General features: G+C 70.3%; 14 protein-coding genes and 1 tRNA gene. 11 read left to right on the top strand and 4 right to left on the bottom strand.

Features of this window, described 5'->3' with window-relative positions; all coding sequences use genetic code 11:
• Window positions 1–5: 5 nt before the first annotated feature.
• Window positions 6–512, top strand: coding sequence for a hypothetical protein (locus B2363_RS07085; RefSeq protein ID WP_286929401.1), 507 nt, complete (start codon window positions 6–8; stop codon window positions 510–512).
• Window positions 513–559: 47 nt separating this feature from the next.
• Here B2363_RS07085 and B2363_RS07090 read toward each other — a convergent pair whose 3' ends face one another.
• Window positions 560–1,966 carry a hypothetical protein gene (locus B2363_RS07090; protein WP_286929402.1) on the bottom strand — a complete coding sequence of 469 codons (1,407 nt, stop codon included), beginning with the start codon at window positions 1,964–1,966 and terminating at the stop codon, window positions 560–562.
• Window positions 1,967–2,113: 147 nt separating this feature from the next.
• On the opposite strand from B2363_RS07090, the gene B2363_RS07095 reads away from it, so the two are divergent.
• On the top strand, window positions 2,114–4,108 hold the full coding sequence (locus tag B2363_RS07095; protein ID WP_286929403.1) for a thioredoxin domain-containing protein: 1,995 nt from the start codon (window positions 2,114–2,116) through the stop codon (window positions 4,106–4,108).
• A 91-nt stretch (window positions 4,109–4,199) separates the two neighbouring features.
• Here B2363_RS07095 and trhA read toward each other — a convergent pair whose 3' ends face one another.
• The gene (trhA, locus tag B2363_RS07100) at window positions 4,200–4,901 is read right to left on the bottom strand and encodes a PAQR family membrane homeostasis protein TrhA (protein ID WP_181754866.1); all 702 of its coding nucleotides are present in this window, start codon (window positions 4,899–4,901) and stop codon (window positions 4,200–4,202) included.
• Window positions 4,902–4,994: 93 nt separating this feature from the next.
• On the opposite strand from trhA, the gene B2363_RS07105 reads away from it, so the two are divergent.
• Both B2363_RS07105 and B2363_RS07110 read left to right on the top strand, forming a co-directional pair.
• Window positions 4,995–5,756, top strand: a complete 762-nt coding sequence (locus B2363_RS07105; protein ID WP_181754868.1) for an isoprenyl transferase — start codon at window positions 4,995–4,997, stop codon at window positions 5,754–5,756.
• A gap of 193 nt (window positions 5,757–5,949) precedes the next feature.
• The gene (locus tag B2363_RS07110; protein WP_376785960.1) at window positions 5,950–7,272 is read left to right on the top strand and encodes a PhoH family protein; all 1,323 of its coding nucleotides are present in this window, start codon (window positions 5,950–5,952) and stop codon (window positions 7,270–7,272) included.
• A 249-nt stretch (window positions 7,273–7,521) separates the two neighbouring features.
• On the opposite strand, the gene pepN is transcribed toward B2363_RS07110, so the two are convergent.
• Window positions 7,522–10,041, bottom strand: coding sequence for an aminopeptidase N (pepN, locus tag B2363_RS07115; protein ID WP_286929406.1), 2,520 nt, complete (start codon window positions 10,039–10,041; stop codon window positions 7,522–7,524).
• A 114-nt stretch (window positions 10,042–10,155) separates the two neighbouring features.
• Between pepN and B2363_RS07120 the strand changes: the two genes are divergently transcribed.
• The 7 genes from B2363_RS07120 (at window position 10,156) to B2363_RS07150 (ending at window position 16,339) form a co-directional block, all read left to right on the top strand.
• Window positions 10,156–11,307: a glutamate--cysteine ligase gene (locus B2363_RS07120; protein WP_286929407.1), complete on the top strand. Its 1,152-nt coding sequence runs from the start codon at window positions 10,156–10,158 to the stop codon at window positions 11,305–11,307.
• Window positions 11,304–11,912: a disulfide bond formation protein DsbA gene (locus tag B2363_RS07125; RefSeq protein WP_286929408.1), complete on the top strand. Its 609-nt coding sequence runs from the start codon at window positions 11,304–11,306 to the stop codon at window positions 11,910–11,912. The genes B2363_RS07120 and B2363_RS07125 overlap by 4 nt, the downstream gene beginning before the upstream one ends.
• 177 nt (window positions 11,913–12,089) lie before the next feature.
• Window positions 12,090–13,694, top strand: a complete 1,605-nt coding sequence (locus B2363_RS07130; RefSeq protein WP_286929410.1) for a CDP-glycerol glycerophosphotransferase family protein — start codon at window positions 12,090–12,092, stop codon at window positions 13,692–13,694.
• 22 nt (window positions 13,695–13,716) lie between these two features.
• Window positions 13,717–14,175, top strand: a complete 459-nt coding sequence (locus tag B2363_RS07135) for a ribose-5-phosphate isomerase (protein ID WP_286929411.1) — start codon at window positions 13,717–13,719, stop codon at window positions 14,173–14,175.
• Complete coding sequence (locus tag B2363_RS07140) at window positions 14,168–14,980, top strand: Fpg/Nei family DNA glycosylase (protein ID WP_286929412.1); 813 nt, start codon at window positions 14,168–14,170, stop codon at window positions 14,978–14,980. The genes B2363_RS07135 and B2363_RS07140 overlap by 8 nt, the downstream gene beginning before the upstream one ends.
• Window positions 14,981–14,989: 9 nt before the next feature.
• Window positions 14,990–16,105 (top strand): PP2C family protein-serine/threonine phosphatase, encoded by a 1,116-nt coding sequence (locus tag B2363_RS07145; protein WP_286929414.1) that lies wholly within the window; start codon window positions 14,990–14,992, stop codon window positions 16,103–16,105.
• Between the two features lie 33 nt (window positions 16,106–16,138).
• On the top strand, window positions 16,139–16,339 hold the full coding sequence (locus B2363_RS07150; protein ID WP_181754886.1) for a hypothetical protein: 201 nt from the start codon (window positions 16,139–16,141) through the stop codon (window positions 16,337–16,339).
• A gap of 12 nt (window positions 16,340–16,351) precedes the next feature.
• On the opposite strand, the gene B2363_RS07155 is transcribed toward B2363_RS07150, so the two are convergent.
• Window positions 16,352–16,427: transfer RNA gene (locus tag B2363_RS07155), tRNA-Gly, on the bottom strand.
• Window positions 16,428–16,455: the final 28 nt, after the last annotated feature.

Below are 16,455 nucleotides of genomic sequence, written 5' to 3' on the forward strand. Positions count from 1 at the left end.
GCACCATGAGTTCACAAGTACCCGACCTCCTGACGGGCACCGAGGTTGCTCTAATCGGATGGGTCGGTAAGGCAAACAACAGCAACGGGCTGCCGCGTTGGCAGCAGGTTCACTTCAACCAGGACGTCGCTCGGCAGTTCTTTAACCTTGAGCCCGGCGACGACCGGTCAATTACCCTGGAGAAGATCTCAGCCGCCGGCCGGGTTACCGAGCGAGTAAGCAAGAAGCTGGTGTTCTCGGAGCGCAACAAGAACCCGAAGATCGAGTTCCATTTCGGTCCACGGGACTTGGCCTACCCTCCGGATCCGCTGCGCCCGCTCTTGGTCGTGGTGGAGTCGGCCTATCTGACCTATCGCTACCGCACGCTGATGCCCGGCGACGCGGGCCATGACGGCATCGAACAGCTGCTCCTCGCCGGACCGAGCCTGGGGAAAGGGCTGAACCGTCGCATCGTCACACTCGACGAGGTCGAGGCGGCGTGGCCCCAAGCGGCGCTCCGCGGCGGGGTGTAGGTCGACGCCAGCGAACGCACGACTTCAGGGCTGACCCGGTGCGACCATTAGCGGTCGGCCAGCTTGCTGACCGTGTCGCGGAGGGCGTCCTCGCCGGCGCGGACGTAGTGGCCGAGGACGGTCGTCAGCTTGTCGCCGAGGTACTGGGCGACGACCTCCCAGGACTCACCGAGCTCCTCGTGGAACCACTTGGTCGCGGCATGGTGGCGGAGGTTGCGGTAGACGATCGTGCGCGGCCAGGTGTTGTCGGGGTCATTCTCGTCGACCCACTTGCGGATCCGGTGCCAGCGTTCGTTGTGGAGCTCGGGCTTCACGGGCAGGCGCGTGACGGTGTCGACGAAGATCCACTGCTCGTTCTCGAGCGGGATCGGGTAGTTCCACCAGGCAACGCTCTTGTCGGCGTCGCGTGCGGCGAGCTGGGCGCGACGCTGGCGCTCCTCCTCCTGAGCGTTCACTACGCGCTGCAGCGATGCGGTGGCGGGAAGACCGAGGAGTTCCTTCACTCGCGGAAGCAGCTCGTCGTGCATGACCGAGCGGGGGAGGGGGACCTCGTGGATGACGTGGTTCTTCACGGGCCCGCGGAAGCCGGGGGAGTGCCTGGGCGTGATCCAGCTGCCGTTGACCTGGACGTATCCCCGCTCGAAGAACACGTCGATCGCGCGGAGGCCGTTCTGCTCGCCCAGGCGGAGGCCTCCAAAGCCGGCGACGCGAATCTTGGTGCCGAAGAGCGGCAGCCGGGTAAGCAGCGGGTCCGTGCCGTCCGGGCCGCAGAGCTTGTCGGCTGCGTCGGCCATCGCCTTCACTTGGCGGGTTTCCGGGCGCAGACGCGGGTCGACGTAGTGGGTCGTCGTCCCCTGGAACACCGTCGACCGTCCAATCTCCAAACCATCCAGCGGGTCGAAGCGACGATCCAGCCACTCCAGTCTCCACGCCAGCTTGCGCATCGCAGCCAGCGCGCCGCGGACGTCCTCGCGTCCTCGGGCTGAGTGCACGGTCTTGGACGCTCGGTCCAGCACCTGCTGGCTGTGCTCGACTCGCCACTTCGCGACGGGCACGTGGCCGATCGCCGGCAGAACATGAGCATTCACGCGGGACTCGCGCCCCTGGACAGTGCGCGGCGCCTTGCCGCGACGCTTGTTGTCGGCGATGTATTCGGCGGCGAGCGCTTCGATGGTGCGGGTCGCTCGAACCTTGGCGCTGGCCGGTGACGCCAGCTCGTGGTCGAGCGCCTCTTCAGCCTGGGCGAAGATCTTGCGAGCCTCGACCTCGGTGTTGGCCCGGCGCAGCACCGGCTTCCAGGGCTCGCCCTCGCCGGCGGGAGCCTTGAACTTCACCTGGTAGCTCGTGCCGCCGGGCGGGGGAGCGTAGAGACGGACGCGCCAGGGCCAGCCGGTGCCGTCGAGGCGGCGCTCCTTACCTTGCGCCAGCAGGGTCGACTTCCTGCGTACTGCCATCGCTGCCTCCCTCGTAGGGTGGAGCTGGGTCTCGATACGGCCTCGTTCCTCGGCCTACTCGACCAACGAAATCCAGAAGTTCGTATCAATAGTTTGTATCATCGGAGCCAGATTGATACAAGCATCACTGGACCAGGAGCACTGCTGATGGCGAATCGACTGGCCTCCGCGACGAGCCCGTACCTGCTCCAGCACGCTCAAAACCCGGTGGATTGGTGGGAGTGGTGCGACGAGGCGTTCGAGGAAGCACGGCGTCGTAATGCACCAGTTCTCCTCAGCGTCGGGTACGCCGCCTGCCACTGGTGCCACGTGATGGCGCACGAGTCGTTCGAGGACCCCGCGACCGCCGCGTACATGAACGAGCACTTCGTCAACGTCAAGGTCGACCGCGAGGAGCGGCCCGACATCGACGCGGTCTACATGCGCGCCACGCAGGCGATGACGGGCCAGGGCGGCTGGCCGATGACGTGCATCCTGACCCCGAGCGGTGAGCCGTTCTTCGCCGGCACCTACTTCCCGCCCGAGCCCACCGCGGGGCACCCGGCGTTCAGCCAGGTCCTGCAGGCGCTCGCCGACGCGTGGGAGAACCGGCGCGGCGAAGTCATGGAGTCGGCGGGGCAGGTCCTCGACTTCCTCGGGGCCGAGGACGCCCTCGCCGGTGACGCGCTGAGCGCGGCCGACCTCGACGAAGCGGCCACGGCGCTGCTGCGCCAGTTCGACGCGGAGGCCGGCGGCTTCGGTGCCGCGCCCAAGTTCCCGCCGTCGATGGTGCTGGAGTTCCTGCTCCGCCAGCACACCCGCAGCGGCGACGACCAGGTGTGGACCGCCGTCGGCCGCACGTTCGACGCCATGGCGCGCGGCGGGATGTACGACCAGCTCGGCGGCGGCTTCGCGCGCTACAGCGTCGACCGGAACTGGCGCGTGCCCCACTTCGAGAAGATGCTCTACGACAACGCGCTGCTCCTGCGCGCGTACCTCCACTGGCTCCGCGCGCTGCGGGTCCGCGGCGAGGACGGCGCCGCCGTCGCGCTGGCCGAGCGCGTGTGCCACGAGACCGCCGACTTCATGCTGCGCGAGCTCCGCACCGACGAGGGCGGCTTCGCCTCGGCGCTCGATGCCGACAGCGACGGCCACGAGGGCACCTACTACGTCTGGAACCCGCACCAGCTGATGAAGGCGCTCGGCACGGGCGACGCGGCGTGGGCGGTCCAGCTGCTCTCGGTCACCGGCGGCGGCACGTTCGAGCGGGGCCTGTCGACGCTCCAGCTGCTGCAGGACCCGGACGACCCCGAGCGCTGGGCCCGCGTGCGCGAGCGCCTGCTCGAGGTGCGTGCCGAGCGCACCCGGCCGGCCCGCGACGACAAGGTCGTCTCGGCGTGGAACGCCTACGCCATCACCGCGCTGGCCGAGACCGGGATCCTGCTCGAGCGCCCCGAGCTCGTGGAGGCTGCCACGGCCGCCGCCGACCTGCTGTGGGACCTGCACGTCGAGCTCGGCTTCGTCCGGACGTCGCTGGGTGGCGTCCGCTCGGGCCACGCCGCGGTGCTGGAGGACCACGGAGCCGTGATCGAGGCGTTCGTCGCGGTCCTTGGGGCCACCGACGACGACCGCTGGCTCGACCGCGCTCACCACGTCGCCGAACGCGCGATCGCCCACTTCCGCGCCGAGGACGGCGGCTGGTTCGACACGGCCGACGACACCGAGGCGCTCGTGGTCCGTCCGCGCGACGCCGCGGACAACGCCAACCCCTCAGGGTCGTCGGCGCTCGCGCACGGCCTGCTCGCGCTCGCCGCGGTCACCGGGGACCACGAGATCCGCGCCGCGGCGACCTCGTGCGTGGAGTCGGCCTCGGCCCTGGCAACGGGCGCGCCCCGCTTCGCCGGCTGGACGCTGGCCGCGGGGGAGGCGATGCTCGACGGTCCCGCCGAGGTGGCCGTGGTCGGCGAGGTCGGCGGCCCCATGCACCGCGCCGCGCTCGGCCTGCTGGCGCCGGGTGCCGTGGTGGTGGCCACCTGCGAGGGGTCCTCGGTGCCGCTGTTCGAGGGGCGCGAGGCGATCGACGGGAAGGCGACCGCCTACGTGTGCCGCGACTTCGTCTGCGCGCTGCCGGTCAACGACCCGGAGGCGCTGGCGCCGCGGTGAGGCTGTCCCGCACCCCGACTTTTGTGACGGGGTTCGCCCGCCCGTGACCGAGCGTTCCGAACGGCGTCACAAAAGTTGAGCGGGGGCGGCGTCAGGACTGGCCGTAGACCAGGAAGCTGACGCCGATGTAGTGCACGATGAACGCCGCGATCGTGAAGACGTGGAAGACCTCGTGGTAGCCGAACCAGCGCGGGCTGGGGTTGGGCCACTGGAACGCGTAGACGAGCGCGCCGAGCGTGTAGAGCAGGCCGCCGACGCAGAGCATCACGAACACCACGGTGGACGCGGCCGCGTAGAAGTCGGGCAGATAGATCAGCGCGGCCCAGCCGAGGGCCATGTAGAGCGGAACGTAGACCCAGCGCGGGGCCGACATCCAGAAGATCTTGAACAGCACGCCGAGCAGGGCGCCGCCCCACACGAGGGAGAGCAGCGTGAGCATGTCCTTGCGGTCCAGCAGCAGCAGGGAGAACGGCGTGTACGACCCCGCGATCATCACGAAGATGTTGGAGTGGTCGAGTCGCCGCAGGGTCTGCTTGGCCCGCTCGCGCCACGGCACCGTGTGGTAGACGGCGCTGACCCCGAAGAGCAGCAGTGCGCTCAGCATGAACACCGCGGCGCCGAGGCGTGCGGCGCGGCTGTCGGCCAGCACGAGCAGCACGAGGAACGAGATCAGGGCGAGGGGAGCGGTCGCCGCGTGGAGCCAGCCACGCAGCTTCGGCTTGATCTCCTCGACGGTTCCTCGGAGTCGGTCGCTGACCTCGTCCGCGAGGGAATCCTGCTGGGGGGCCGCCATGCGCCGATTCTAGTCCCTGCGGGGAAGCAGGCGAGTCGGACGAACGCGTGATGGTCGTCCCACCGTCGCAAGGGAGCCGCGTACTCTGGCCGCATGCCGGTCAGCGATCTCCTCTACGGCGCGTACGAACGTCGGCTCGCCAAGGGGCTCGATCCCGCCAACCTCCCGCGCCACGTCGGTGCGATAGTCGACGGCAACCGTCGCTGGGCCAAGGGCGCGGGTGCCCGCGTCGACCTCGGCTACCAGGCCGGCGCCGACAAGATCACCGAGTTCCTGGGCTGGTGCGACGAGCTCGGCGTCGAGATCGTCACCCTGTGGCTGCTGTCGACCGACAACCTGCGCCGCCCGGCCGACGAGCTCGCGGCCCTGCTGGTCGTGATCGAGCGACTCGTGGAGGACCTCGCGGCGCTGGGCTACCGGATCCGCCTGATCGGCAACCTCGACATGCTGCCGGCCGAGTCGGCCTCGCGGATGAAGCGCGCCGCCGACCTGACGGCCGACCAGGACTCCAGCCTCTCGGTCAACGTGTGCGTGGGCTACGGCGGTCGCCAGGAGCTGACCGACGCGATGCGCTCGCTGCTGCTGGAGCAGGCCGCCGCGGGCAAGAGCCTGCAGGAGGTGGCCTCCACCCTCGAGGTCGACCACATCGCCGAGCACCTCTACACGAAGGGCCAGCCCGATCCGGACCTGGTGATCCGCACCTCGGGCGAGCAGCGCCTGAGCGGCTTCCTGCTGTGGCAGAGCGTGCACTCGGAGTTCTACTTCTGCGACGCGATGTGGCCCGCCTTCCGGCGCGTGGACTTCCTGCGCGCGATGCGCTCCTACGCCGGGCGCGAGCGCCGCTTCGGCACCTGACGCGCGACCCCGGTCGTTCACACGATCGTCACGAGACACGCCGTGAGCCTTCCCGGAATCGACGACCTCCAGTCGTACTTTCGGTGTGTGCCCAAGCTCGATCCCGAGCCCTTCGTCCCCCGACAGGCTCAGGCCCCCACCCACTAGTGAGGGCTGGGCGCGGGGCGCGCGCATGGCTCTCGAGGAGATTGCCGTGGCTGCTTCGAAGAGCGTGACCCTCCGCCCCGATCACCGCACCTACGTCCTCGACACGAGCGTCCTGCTGGCCGACCCGGCCGCGATGCAGCGCTTCGGCGAGCACGAGGTGGTCATCCCGATCGTGGTGATCACGGAGCTGGAGGCCAAGCGCGCCCACCCCGAGCTCGGGTACTTCGCCCGCAATGCCCTGCGCTTCCTCGACGACCTGCGCGTCCAGCACGGCACGATCGACGTCCCGATGTCGATCGGCGACGAGGGCGGCACCCTGCGGGTCGAGCTCAACCACACCGACGCCGGCTCGCTGCCGTCCGGGTTCCGCCTGGGCGACAACGACACCCGGATCCTCTCGGTGGCCCGCAATCTCGCGAACGAGGGCCACGACGTGGTCCTGGTGTCCAAGGACCTCCCGATGCGCGTGAAGGCCTCGGCCGTCGGCCTGACCGCCGAGGAGTACCGCGCCGAGTGGGCCCTGGAGACCGGCTGGACGGGGATGACCGAGATCGACGTCGAGAGCGCCGACCTCGACGACCTCTACGAGCACGGCACGATCGACCTCGAGTCGGCTCGGGACCTGCCGTGCCACACCGGGATGGTGCTGCTGTCGGACAAGGGCAGCGCGCTCGGCCGGGTCACGCCCGACAAGCAGGTGCGCCTCGTCCGTGGCGACCGCGACGCCTTCGGGCTTCACGGCCGCTCGGCCGAGCAGCGCGTGGCGCTCGACCTGCTGCTCGATCCCGAGGTGGGCATCGTGTCGCTCGGCGGTCGTGCCGGCACCGGCAAGTCGGCCCTGGCGATCTGCGCAGGCCTCGAGGCGGTGATGGAGCGTCAGCAGCACCAGAAGGTCATCGTGTTCCGGCCGCTCTACGCCGTGGGCGGGCAGGAGCTCGGCTACCTGCCCGGCAGCTCCGACGAGAAGATGGGGCCGTGGGCGCAGGCCGTGTTCGACACGCTCGGCGCCGTCGCCTCACCGCACGTGGTCGAGGAGATCATCGACCGCCAGATGCTCGAGGTGCTGCCGCTGACGCACATCCGCGGGCGCTCGCTGCACGACGCGTTCGTCATCGTTGACGAGGCCCAGTCGCTCGAGCGGAACGTGCTGCTGACGGTGCTCTCGCGCATCGGCGCCAACTCCAAGGTGGTGCTGACGCACGACGTCGCGCAGCGCGACAACCTGCGGGTGGGCCGCTACGACGGCATCGTCGCGGTGGTCGAGAAGCTCAAGGGCCACCCGCTGTTCTCGCACGTCACGCTCACCCGGTCGGAGCGCTCGCCGGTGGCGGCGCTGGTGACGGAGATGCTGGAGGACGTGACCCTCTGAGGCGTGATCTCGATACGCCGCTCGCTGCGCTCGCGTGCTACTCGATCACCGGACAGCGGGGGGATCTCGATACGCCGGCTCGTTCCTCGCCGTGCTACTCGATCACCGGACAGCGGGCGTGATCTCGATATGCCGGCTCGTACCTCGCCGAGCTACTCGATCACCGGGTGACGGGCCCGGTGATCGAGTGCCGGCGAGCGAAGCGAGACGTGGGGGCACCTCCCGCTTGCGGGGGCGTATCGAGATCAATCAGTTGACGGCGCGGGCCGCGAGGGCGCGGCGCAGGTCGTCGCGACCCTCGAGCACGTAGCGTCGGGCGGCGGCGGGCGCCTGCGTGCTCTCCAGCCAGGAGTCGACCTTGTCGAGCGCGTCCTGCGACGGGTTGGCCAGCGGGAACAGGTGGATCAGAGCGTTCTGCCCGATCCACACGCCCATCTCGTCGATGACGGTGTCGGCCATCTTCAGGTAGCGGTCGACGTAGGGCTCGAGCAGCTCGGCCTGGCCAGGCACCTGGAAGCCTTCCGCGATTTGGCGGCGCGTCTCGTTCGGCGTGGAGGCGTCCTCCACGACCTTGCGCCACGCCTCGGCCTTCGCCTCGGCGTCGGGGCGTCGGGCCCGCGCACCGGCCGCGTTCTCGCGGCCCTGGTTCGTGTCGTCGCGCGCCAGCTCGGCGTCGATCTCGGCCTCGTCGGCGTCTCCCAGACGCGCGAGGCCGCGGATGTACGTCCAGCGCAGGTCGGCATCGAGCTCGAGTCCCTCGACCGACCCGCCCAGCACCTGGCGCAGGAGATCCGCAGAGGTCGCCGCCGACGCCACCGCCCGCGCGAACGCCAGCTGGTGGTCGCTGCCCGCTTCGGCGGAGGACAGCAGCTCGGCCACGCCCTGCTCCCAGTGCCGCGCGAGCGCGGGACGGTTCTCGTCGGAGGTGAACAGGTTGATCGCCGAGTGCCCCTGGCGCAGCAGCGACGACACGGCGGTGAGGTCGGACTCGGTGCCGACGCCGGCCAGCACGAGGTCGACGAACCGCGCCGACGGCAGCTCCGCGTCACGCGTCATGTCCCATGCCGAGCCCCAGCACAGCGCGCGCGGCAGCGACTCGGCGAAGTTGCCGATGCCCGCGAGCAGCGTGTCGAACGACCCTTCGTCGAGGCGGATCTTGGCGTACGTCAGGTCGTCGTCGTTCAGCAGGATGAGGTCGGGACGGCGCTGGTCGACGAGCTCGGTGATCGTCGTGCGCTCGTCGCGGACGTCGGTCTCGATGCGCTCGGTGCGCACGAGGCGGCCGTCGTCGCCGCGGTCGTACAGGCCGATCGCGATGCGGTGACGGCGGAGCGTGGGGTAGTCCTCGGTGGCCGTCTGCACCACGTCGAAGCGCGTGAAGCGACCCTCGTCGTCGACGTCGAAGTCGGCACGCAGCGTGTTGACGCCCGAGGTCTGGAGCCACTCGGCGGCCCAGCTGTCGAGCTCGCGGCCCGACGCCTCGGACAGCTCCACGAGCAGGTCCTGGAGCTCGGTGTTCCCGTACGCGTGCTTCGTGAAGTAGGCGCGCAGGCCCGCGAAGAAGTCGTCCTCGCCGACCCAGGCGACCAGCTGCTTCAGGGCGGAGGCGCCCTTGGCGTAGGTGATGCCGTCGAAGTTCGCCTCGACCGCGTGGAGGTCGTAGTTGTCCGCCGCGATCGGATGCGTGGTGGGCAGCTGGTCCTGGCGGTAGGCCCAGTTCTTGCGGCTGTTCGTGAAGCCGGTCCACGCGTCGGTGAACCGGGTGGCCTTGACCGAGGAGTGGTGCGCCGCGAACTCGGCGAACGACTCGTTCAGCCACAGGTCGTCCCACCACTTCATCGTGACGAGGTCGCCGAACCACATGTGGGCCATCTCGTGCAGGATCGTGTTCGCGCGCTGCTCGTAGGCCGAGACCGTCTGGCGGCTGCGGAAGATCATCTCGTCGCGGAAGGTGACGGCGCCCGCGTTCTCCATCGCGCCCATGTTGTACTCCGGCACGAAGAGCTGGTCGTACTTGCCGAACGGGTAGCCCATCTGGAAGGCGCCCTCGAAGAACTCGAAGCCCTGCTTGGTGATGCCGAAGATGTCGTCGGCGTCGAGGAACGGCACGAGCGACTGGCGGCAGAAGACGCCGAGCGGGATCTCGTCGTACGCGCCGGCGTAGGAGTCGCGCACCTCGTGGTACTCGCCGGCGACGAGCGCCGTGATGTAGGTGCTCATCGTCTTGGTGGGCTCGAAGTGCCACACCGCACTGCCGCCGTCGAGCGTGATCGGCTCGGGCGTGGGGGAGTTGGAGACGACCTTCCAGTGCGCGGGCGCCGTGACGTGGAACGTGAACTGCGCCTTGAGGTCGGGCTGCTCGAACGTGGCGAACACGCGGCGGGCGTCGGGCACCTCGAACTGCGTGTAGAGGTAGACGCGGTCGTCGGTGGGGTCGACGAAGCGGTGCAAGCCCTCGCCCGAGTGCGAGTAGAGGCACGTGCCCGTGACCACGAGCTCGTTCTGCGCCTCGAGGCCGTCGATCGCGATGCGGCTGTCGGCGTAGGCCGACAGGTCCAGCTCGCGGCCGTTGAGGGTGACCGAGGTCAGCTCGCCGTCGACCAGGTCGACGAAGGTGGAGGCGCCGGGCTGCGCGGCGAAGGTCAGGGTGGTGACCGAGCCGAAGCGCTCGCCCTCGAGGGTCAGGTCGAGCGCCACGTCGTAGGACGCGTCCGAGACGACGGCTGCGCGCTGGCGGGCTTCTTCACGGGTGAGGTTGGTACCGGGCATGCGCCCACTCTTTCACCCGCCACCCACAGATGTCACAGGCAGCGTCTGCACGATCTGGGTCACACGAGCGCCTTTCGTCGCGGCATGCTCCGGCGGGTCGGGCAGGATGGGGGAATGCACATCCCGTTCGCGGCTTCCGAGCGCTCGACGATCGGCATCGAGTGGGAGCTGGCGCTGGTCGACCAGGACTCCGGTGACCTCCGCCAGGTGGCGCAGACGGTCCTCGACGCCGTGGCGCCCGCCTACGGCGAGGAGCACCCGCACATCAAGCAGGAGCTGCTGCTGAACACGGTCGAGGTCGTCACGGGGGTGTGCCACACCGTCCGCGAGGCCACCGACGACCTGGGCCGCAACATCGAGCGGCTGCGCCAGGTCACCGATCCGCTGCGGGTCGAGCTGATGTGCGCGGGCACGCACCCGTTCGCGCGCTGGACCCAGCAGAAGGTCACCGACAAGGAGCGCTACGCCACCTTGATCGACCGCACGCAGTGGTGGGGCCGCCAGATGCTGATCTACGGCGTCCACGTCCACGTGGGCATCGAGGACCGCGACAAGGTGCTGCCGATCAGCCGGGCGATGCTGACCCACTACGGCCACTTCCTCGCGCTCAGCGCCTCCAGCCCGTTCTGGGGCGGCCAGGACACCGGCTACGCCTCGAACCGCGCCCTGATGTTCCAGCAGCTGCCCACCGCGGGCCTGCCCTTCCAGTTCGACCACTGGCACGAGCTCGAGCAGTACGTCGACGACATGATGCACACCGGCGTGATCGACGTGTTCGACGAGATCCGCTGGGACATCCGCCCCTCGCCGAAGTTCGGCACGCTCGAGATGCGCATCTGCGACGGCATCCCCTCGATGTCGGAGCTGGCCAGCATCGCGGCACTCACGCACTGCCTGGTCGAGCACCACTCGCGTGAGCTCGACGCGGGCCGCGAGCTGCCATCGATCCCGTCGTGGTTCGTGCAGGAGAACAAGTGGCGGGCCGCCCGCTACGGCATGGACGCGATCCTCATCCTCGACCGCGAGGCCCGCGAGGAGCTCGTCACCGACGACCTCGAGCGGCTGCTCGTCGAGCTCGAGCCGGTCGCCGAGGACCTCGACTGCGCCGAGGAGCTGCACGGCATTCGCGAGATCATGCGGGCCGGCGGCGCCTCCTACCAGCGCCAGCGGGCGGTGGCCGCGCAGAACGGCGGCGAGCTCGACGCAGTCGTTGCGGCCCTCGTGGAGGAAATGCGCGCGGGTCATCCGGTGTTGGACCGGACATGACCACCACCGAGACCGTCGACCTCTGGTTCGACCCGCTCTGCCCCTGGGCCTGGATGACCTCCCGCTGGATGCTCGAGGTCGAGCAGGTCCGCCCGGTGCGGACGTCCTTCCACGTGATGAGCCTGTCCGTCCTCAACGAGGACAAGGACGTGCCGGACGAGTACAAGGAGATGATCGAGCGCGGTTGGGGTCCGGTGCGGCTGTGCATCGCCGCCGAGCAGCAGCACGGCACCGAGGTGCTGCGCGACCTGTACACCGCGCTCGGCACCCGCCACCACGTCGAGGGCCGCGACTTCGACCGCGCGCTCTACGAGGAGTCGCTCGCCGAGGCCGGCCTGCCCCTGGAGCTGGCCGACGCCGCCGACGACACGTCGCTCGACGACGCCGTGCGCGCCTCGCACACCGACGGGATCTCGCGGGTCGGCGAGGAGGTCGGCACGCCGGTCATCGCGATCGGCGACACCGCGTTCTTCGGCCCCGTCGTCTCGCCCGCCCCCAAGGGCGAGCAGGCCGGCACCGTGTTCGACGGCGCCCGCGCGCTGGCGTCCTACGACGGCTTCTTCGAGCTCAAGCGGACGCGCACGCGCGATCCGATCTTCGACTGATCCGTCCGTTCGCGGAGCGTGATCTCGATACGACCGTCTCGCTCCGCTCGCCGGTCACTCGATCACCGAGCTCAGCCGCCCGGTGATCGAGTGCCGGGGCGAGCGCAGCGAGCTCCCGGTGTCGAGATCACGCGGCGCGCCACGGGCCCGCGGATCCGAACCGCTAGGTTGGATCCGATGTCGACATTGCTGGAGCGGGTGCGAGGGCACCTCGATCGCCGCGAGCACCGCATGCGGCACCGGTTCCGCACCGACGTCTCGAGCCGCAACCGCGTCCTCGCGTGGTCGACGGCCGCCCTCGTGGCCGTCGCCGCGCTCGCGCTCCTGATCCGGTGGCTCCTCCACGTCCCGATGGCCGCCGGGATCGTCGCCGCCGTGATCGGCGTCCTGGTCGTCCGCGCGGCGATGCTCCGCCCGGCAGCGCCGCCCCACGTCCACGGTCTGCCGGGCGTCCCCGAGCCGAGGGTCTGCCCCGCCCCCGAGCCGACCGACCGTGGCCCCTTCGTCATCGCCGTGCGGTGGCTCGGCGCGGTGACGGCGCTGGCCGTCGCGTTCGCCCCGTCGCTGGTCGTGGGCCTCGCCGTGCTCCTGCTCGCGGCGGCGGCCGCCCCGGTCATCGCCGACAAGGTCGTGCTGTGGCGGGCCCGCCTGACGTTGCGCCGCGCGCTGAAGGCCTACGAGCCGCGCTTCGTCCTCGGCTACGGCGGCTACGGCGGCGGCCCGATCCACGTGGGCATGTGGGAGCCGCACCTGCTGGCCTCGGGCGACCGCGGAGTGATCGTCGGCCTGCGCAGCCACTACTGCGCCGAGCTGCGGGCCGCCATCCGTCCGTCGATGCCCTGGATCTCCGCCGGGTCCGACGTGCTGGGCGACATGCGCGTCCTCACGGTGCCGAGCATCACCACCTTCTTCTACGTCCACAACGCGCCGGGCCACCTCAAGCTCATGGGCATCCGCTCGGTGCGCCACGTGTGGCTCGGCCACGGTGACTCGGACAAGGCCGGGAGCCACCACACGCGCCACCTGCGCTACGACGTCCTGGTGGCGTCGGGCGAGGCCGCGATCGACCGCTACGCCCGCCACGGCGTGGAGATCCCGCGTGAGCGGTTCGTCCTGCTGGGCCGGCCCCAGTCCGGTGACGTGCTGCCGGCCGTCACGCCCGTCACCGAGGTTGCCCGGCCCACCGTGCTCTACGCGCCCACGTGGACCGGCAACGGCAAGATGACCGACTTCTCGTCGATGCGGATCGCCGACCGCATCCTGACTGCGCTGCTCGACGCCGGCACCGACGTGATCTTCCGGCCCCACCCCGTGTTCCTGCGCGACGCCTACTGGTCGGGGCGGCTGGAGGAGCTCAACGCCATCCTCGCCGCCGACCACGAGGATCCGGCCACGCCCGGCCGCCACGTGTGGGGGGAGGAGGCGGTCCGGGGCTGGTCGGTGGCCGAGTGCATGAACCACGCCGACGCCCTCGTTTCGGACGTCTCCAGCGTCGTCTCGGACTGGCTCGCCTCGGGCAAGCCCTACCTGATGGTGAGCATGGTCCACGACCTCGACGAGTTCGCCGACGCCGTGCCCGTGGCCGCCGGCGGCTACATGGTCGACCGCGAGCTCACGGATCTGCCGAAGGTGCTCGCGCAGATGCTGCGCGAGGACCCCCTGGCCGCGCGCCGCCGCCAGCTCAAGGTGCACGTGCTGGGCGAGTTCGAGGGCAACGCGTCGGCCCGGGCGTTCTCGGCGTGGGTCCACGAGATGGCCCACACGCCAATGGTCCGCGGCTGATCCCACCTGCGAGAATGGCCGCATGCGCGTCCACCTCGGTGCCGATCACGCCGGCTACGAACTCAAGAACCACCTCGTCACCTGGCTGCGGGACAACGGCCACGAGCCGATCGACCACGGCGCCCACGCCTACGACGAGCTCGACGACTACCCGCCCTTCTGCATCGACGCGGCCCAGGGCGTCGTCGACGACCCGGGCTCGCTCGGCATCGTCATCGGCGGCTCGGGCAACGGCGAGCAGATCGCCGCGAACAAGGTGCCCGGCATCCGGTGCGCGCTGACGTGGAGCGTCGAGACGGCCCAGCTCGCCCGTCAGCACAACAACGCCCAGGTCATGGGCATCGGCGCGCGCATGCACTCGGTCGAGGAGGTCGAGTCGATCGTCGAGGCGTTCCTCACCACGCCGTGGAGCGAGGCCGACCGCCACCAGCGTCGGATCGACCTGCTGGCCGAGTACGAGGAGAAGGGCACTCTTGCCTGAGGGACACACCCTCCACCGGCTCGCGCTCGACCTGACCGGCACGTTCGGCGGCAAGCGCGTCCGTTCGTCCAGCCCGCAGGGCCGGTTCGAGTCCGCCGCGGTGTTCGACGGCCGTGAGCTGCTCGAGGCCACCGCCCACGGCAAGCACCTGTTCGTCGCCTTCGCGGGCACCGAGGAGCAGGTGCATGTGCACCTGGGCCTGTACGGGTCGTTCAACCTCGTCGACGATCCGGCGCCGCCGGTCGTGGGGCAGGTGCGCTGGCGCATCGCCTCCGACCGGGTCAGCGCCGACCTGCGCGGCCCCACCGCGTGCGAGTCGCTGACCCCCGACGAGGTGGAGACCGTGCTGGCGCGGCTGGGCGAGGACCCGCTCGACCCCGACGCCGACGTGGAGCGGGCCGCCGCGCTGGTGGCGCGGTCCCGCGCACCGATCGCCACGCTCCTCATGGACCAGCGCATCATCGCGGGCGTCGGGAACGTCTACCGCGCCGAGGTGCTGTTCCGGCACCGCATCGATCCGAGGACCCCGGGACGCGACCTGCGGCCAGTGACGTTCCTCACACTGTGGTCCGACCTGGTCGACCTGATGGGGGAGGGCGTGCGCACCGGGCGCATCGACACGGTGCGCGCCGAGCACGAGCCCGAGGCCATGGGGCGCCCGCCGCGCGTGGACGATCATGGCGGCGAGGTCTACGTCTACCGCCGCGCCGGACAGCCGTGTCACGTCTGCGGGACGAAGGTGCGCACGGAGGTTCTCGCCGCGAGAAACCTGTTCTGGTGCCCGCGTTGCCAGCGTCGCCGATAGGGTCAGTCCGTGAGCACGGCGCGAGGGGCGAGACGCGACCCCGTCGGGCGGTACCTGTCGTCCAACGCCCGTGAGTGGCGCTCGGGCTCCCGGGACGGCCAGATGGCGGTTCTGGCCGCCCTGCTGCTGATCACCGTGGTCATGTTCATCGTGAGCCTGACCTGGTACGCGATCATGCCGGTCACGATGTTCATCCTTCCGCTGCTCGTCGGCGGGATGCTGCTCCAGTGGTGGCCGCAGGCCTCGCTGACGGGCATCGTGCTGTTCGCCGCCACGGTCTCGTCGCTGGTCTACACGCTCGACAGCGGGTGGAACGCCGCCCGGCCGGCGTCCCTGCTCGCGGTCTACCTCGCCAGCGCGATCCTGCTCTACAGCGCGTCCCGCACCCGCTCGGGCCTGCCCGCCGCGCTCGGCGAGGCCATGCTGATGGAGCTGCGCGACCGGCTGCAGGCCCAGGGCACCGTCCCGAGGCTGCCCGAGGGCTGGGTCAGCGAGTCCGCGATGGAGTCGGCCGGATCGGCCAAGTTCGCCGGCGACTTCCTCGTCGCCAACCTGTCCAAGGACGAGAAGTACCTCGAGATGGTGCTCGTCGACGTCTGCGGCAAGGGCGTCTCCGCCGGCACCCAGTCGCTCCAGCTCGCCGGTGCGCTCGGCGGGCTGATCGGGTCGCTGCCACCGCTGGGCCTGTTCGCCGCGGGCAACGACTACCTGCTGCGCCAGTCGTGGGACGAGGGATTCGCCACGGCGGTGCACGTGCTGGTGAACCTCGAGACCGGCGGGTACGAGGTCCTGAACGCCGGGCACCCGCCGGCGATGCACTGGAAGCCCGACGAGGACCGGTGGGTCGTCTCGGGTGCGCGCGGTCTGGCGCTCGGCATCATCGACCACCCCGAGTTCCGCGGCGCCACCGGCGTCCTCGCGCCCGGCGAGGCGCTGATGTTCTACACCGACGGCGTCGTCGAGACCCGCACGCTCGACCTCGCGGTGGGCATCGAGTGGCTGCGCGGTGCGGCGAAGATCGCGATCAGTCACGGCATGGACGGCGCGCCCCGCCGGATCCTCGACCAGACCGAGCCCGGCGAGGACGACCGCGCGGTGCTCATCCTGCACCGGCTTCCCGCCTGACCTCCGCGCTGCGGCCGTCGTAGAGTCCGAGGCATGGACGACTCGCCCCGGGGACTCGCCGACCAGTGGCCGCTGCTCGCCACGGCGGCGGGCGTCGTGTTGATGGGGGTCTTCATCCTGACCAGCACGAGTGACCCCGACAAGGGCTGGGTCTTCGTGGTGTTCGGCGCGGCCTGGATCGTGGTGACCGTGGGGCGGACCCTCGTCGCTCGCGGGCGGGGCCGGCGCGACTGAGGCGCCGGTGCGTGGAGCGGACGACGAGATTCGAACTCGCAACATCCTGCTTGGAAGGCAGGGACTCTAGCCATTGAGTTACGTCCGCGTGGCGCCGAGGCGCCGCCTCCATGATG

The sequence above is a fragment of the Aeromicrobium sp. UBA7512 genome (genome assembly GCF_002476985.1).
Lineage (GTDB): Bacteria > Actinomycetota > Actinomycetes > Propionibacteriales > Nocardioidaceae > Aeromicrobium > Aeromicrobium phoceense.

What these genes read in the sequence shown, in the direction of transcription:
- B2363_RS07085 (WP_286929401.1), top strand. Translation starts at nt 6, where the DNA reads ATGAGTTCACAAGTACCCGACCTCCTGACGGGCACCGAGGTTGCTCTA.
- B2363_RS07090 (WP_286929402.1), bottom strand. Translation starts at nt 1,966, where the DNA reads ATGGCAGTACGCAGGAAGTCGACCCTGCTGGCGCAAGGTAAGGAGCGC.
- B2363_RS07095 (WP_286929403.1), top strand. Translation starts at nt 2,114, where the DNA reads ATGGCGAATCGACTGGCCTCCGCGACGAGCCCGTACCTGCTCCAGCAC.
- trhA (WP_181754866.1), bottom strand. Translation starts at nt 4,901, where the DNA reads ATGGCGGCCCCCCAGCAGGATTCCCTCGCGGACGAGGTCAGCGACCGA.
- B2363_RS07105 (WP_181754868.1), top strand. Translation starts at nt 4,995, where the DNA reads ATGCCGGTCAGCGATCTCCTCTACGGCGCGTACGAACGTCGGCTCGCC.
- pepN (WP_286929406.1), bottom strand. Translation starts at nt 10,041, where the DNA reads ATGCCCGGTACCAACCTCACCCGTGAAGAAGCCCGCCAGCGCGCAGCC.
- B2363_RS07120 (WP_286929407.1), top strand. Translation starts at nt 10,156, where the DNA reads ATGCACATCCCGTTCGCGGCTTCCGAGCGCTCGACGATCGGCATCGAG.
- B2363_RS07125 (WP_286929408.1), top strand. Translation starts at nt 11,304, where the DNA reads ATGACCACCACCGAGACCGTCGACCTCTGGTTCGACCCGCTCTGCCCC.
- B2363_RS07130 (WP_286929410.1), top strand. Translation starts at nt 12,090, where the DNA reads ATGTCGACATTGCTGGAGCGGGTGCGAGGGCACCTCGATCGCCGCGAG.
- B2363_RS07135 (WP_286929411.1), top strand. Translation starts at nt 13,717, where the DNA reads ATGCGCGTCCACCTCGGTGCCGATCACGCCGGCTACGAACTCAAGAAC.
- B2363_RS07150 (WP_181754886.1), top strand. Translation starts at nt 16,139, where the DNA reads ATGGACGACTCGCCCCGGGGACTCGCCGACCAGTGGCCGCTGCTCGCC.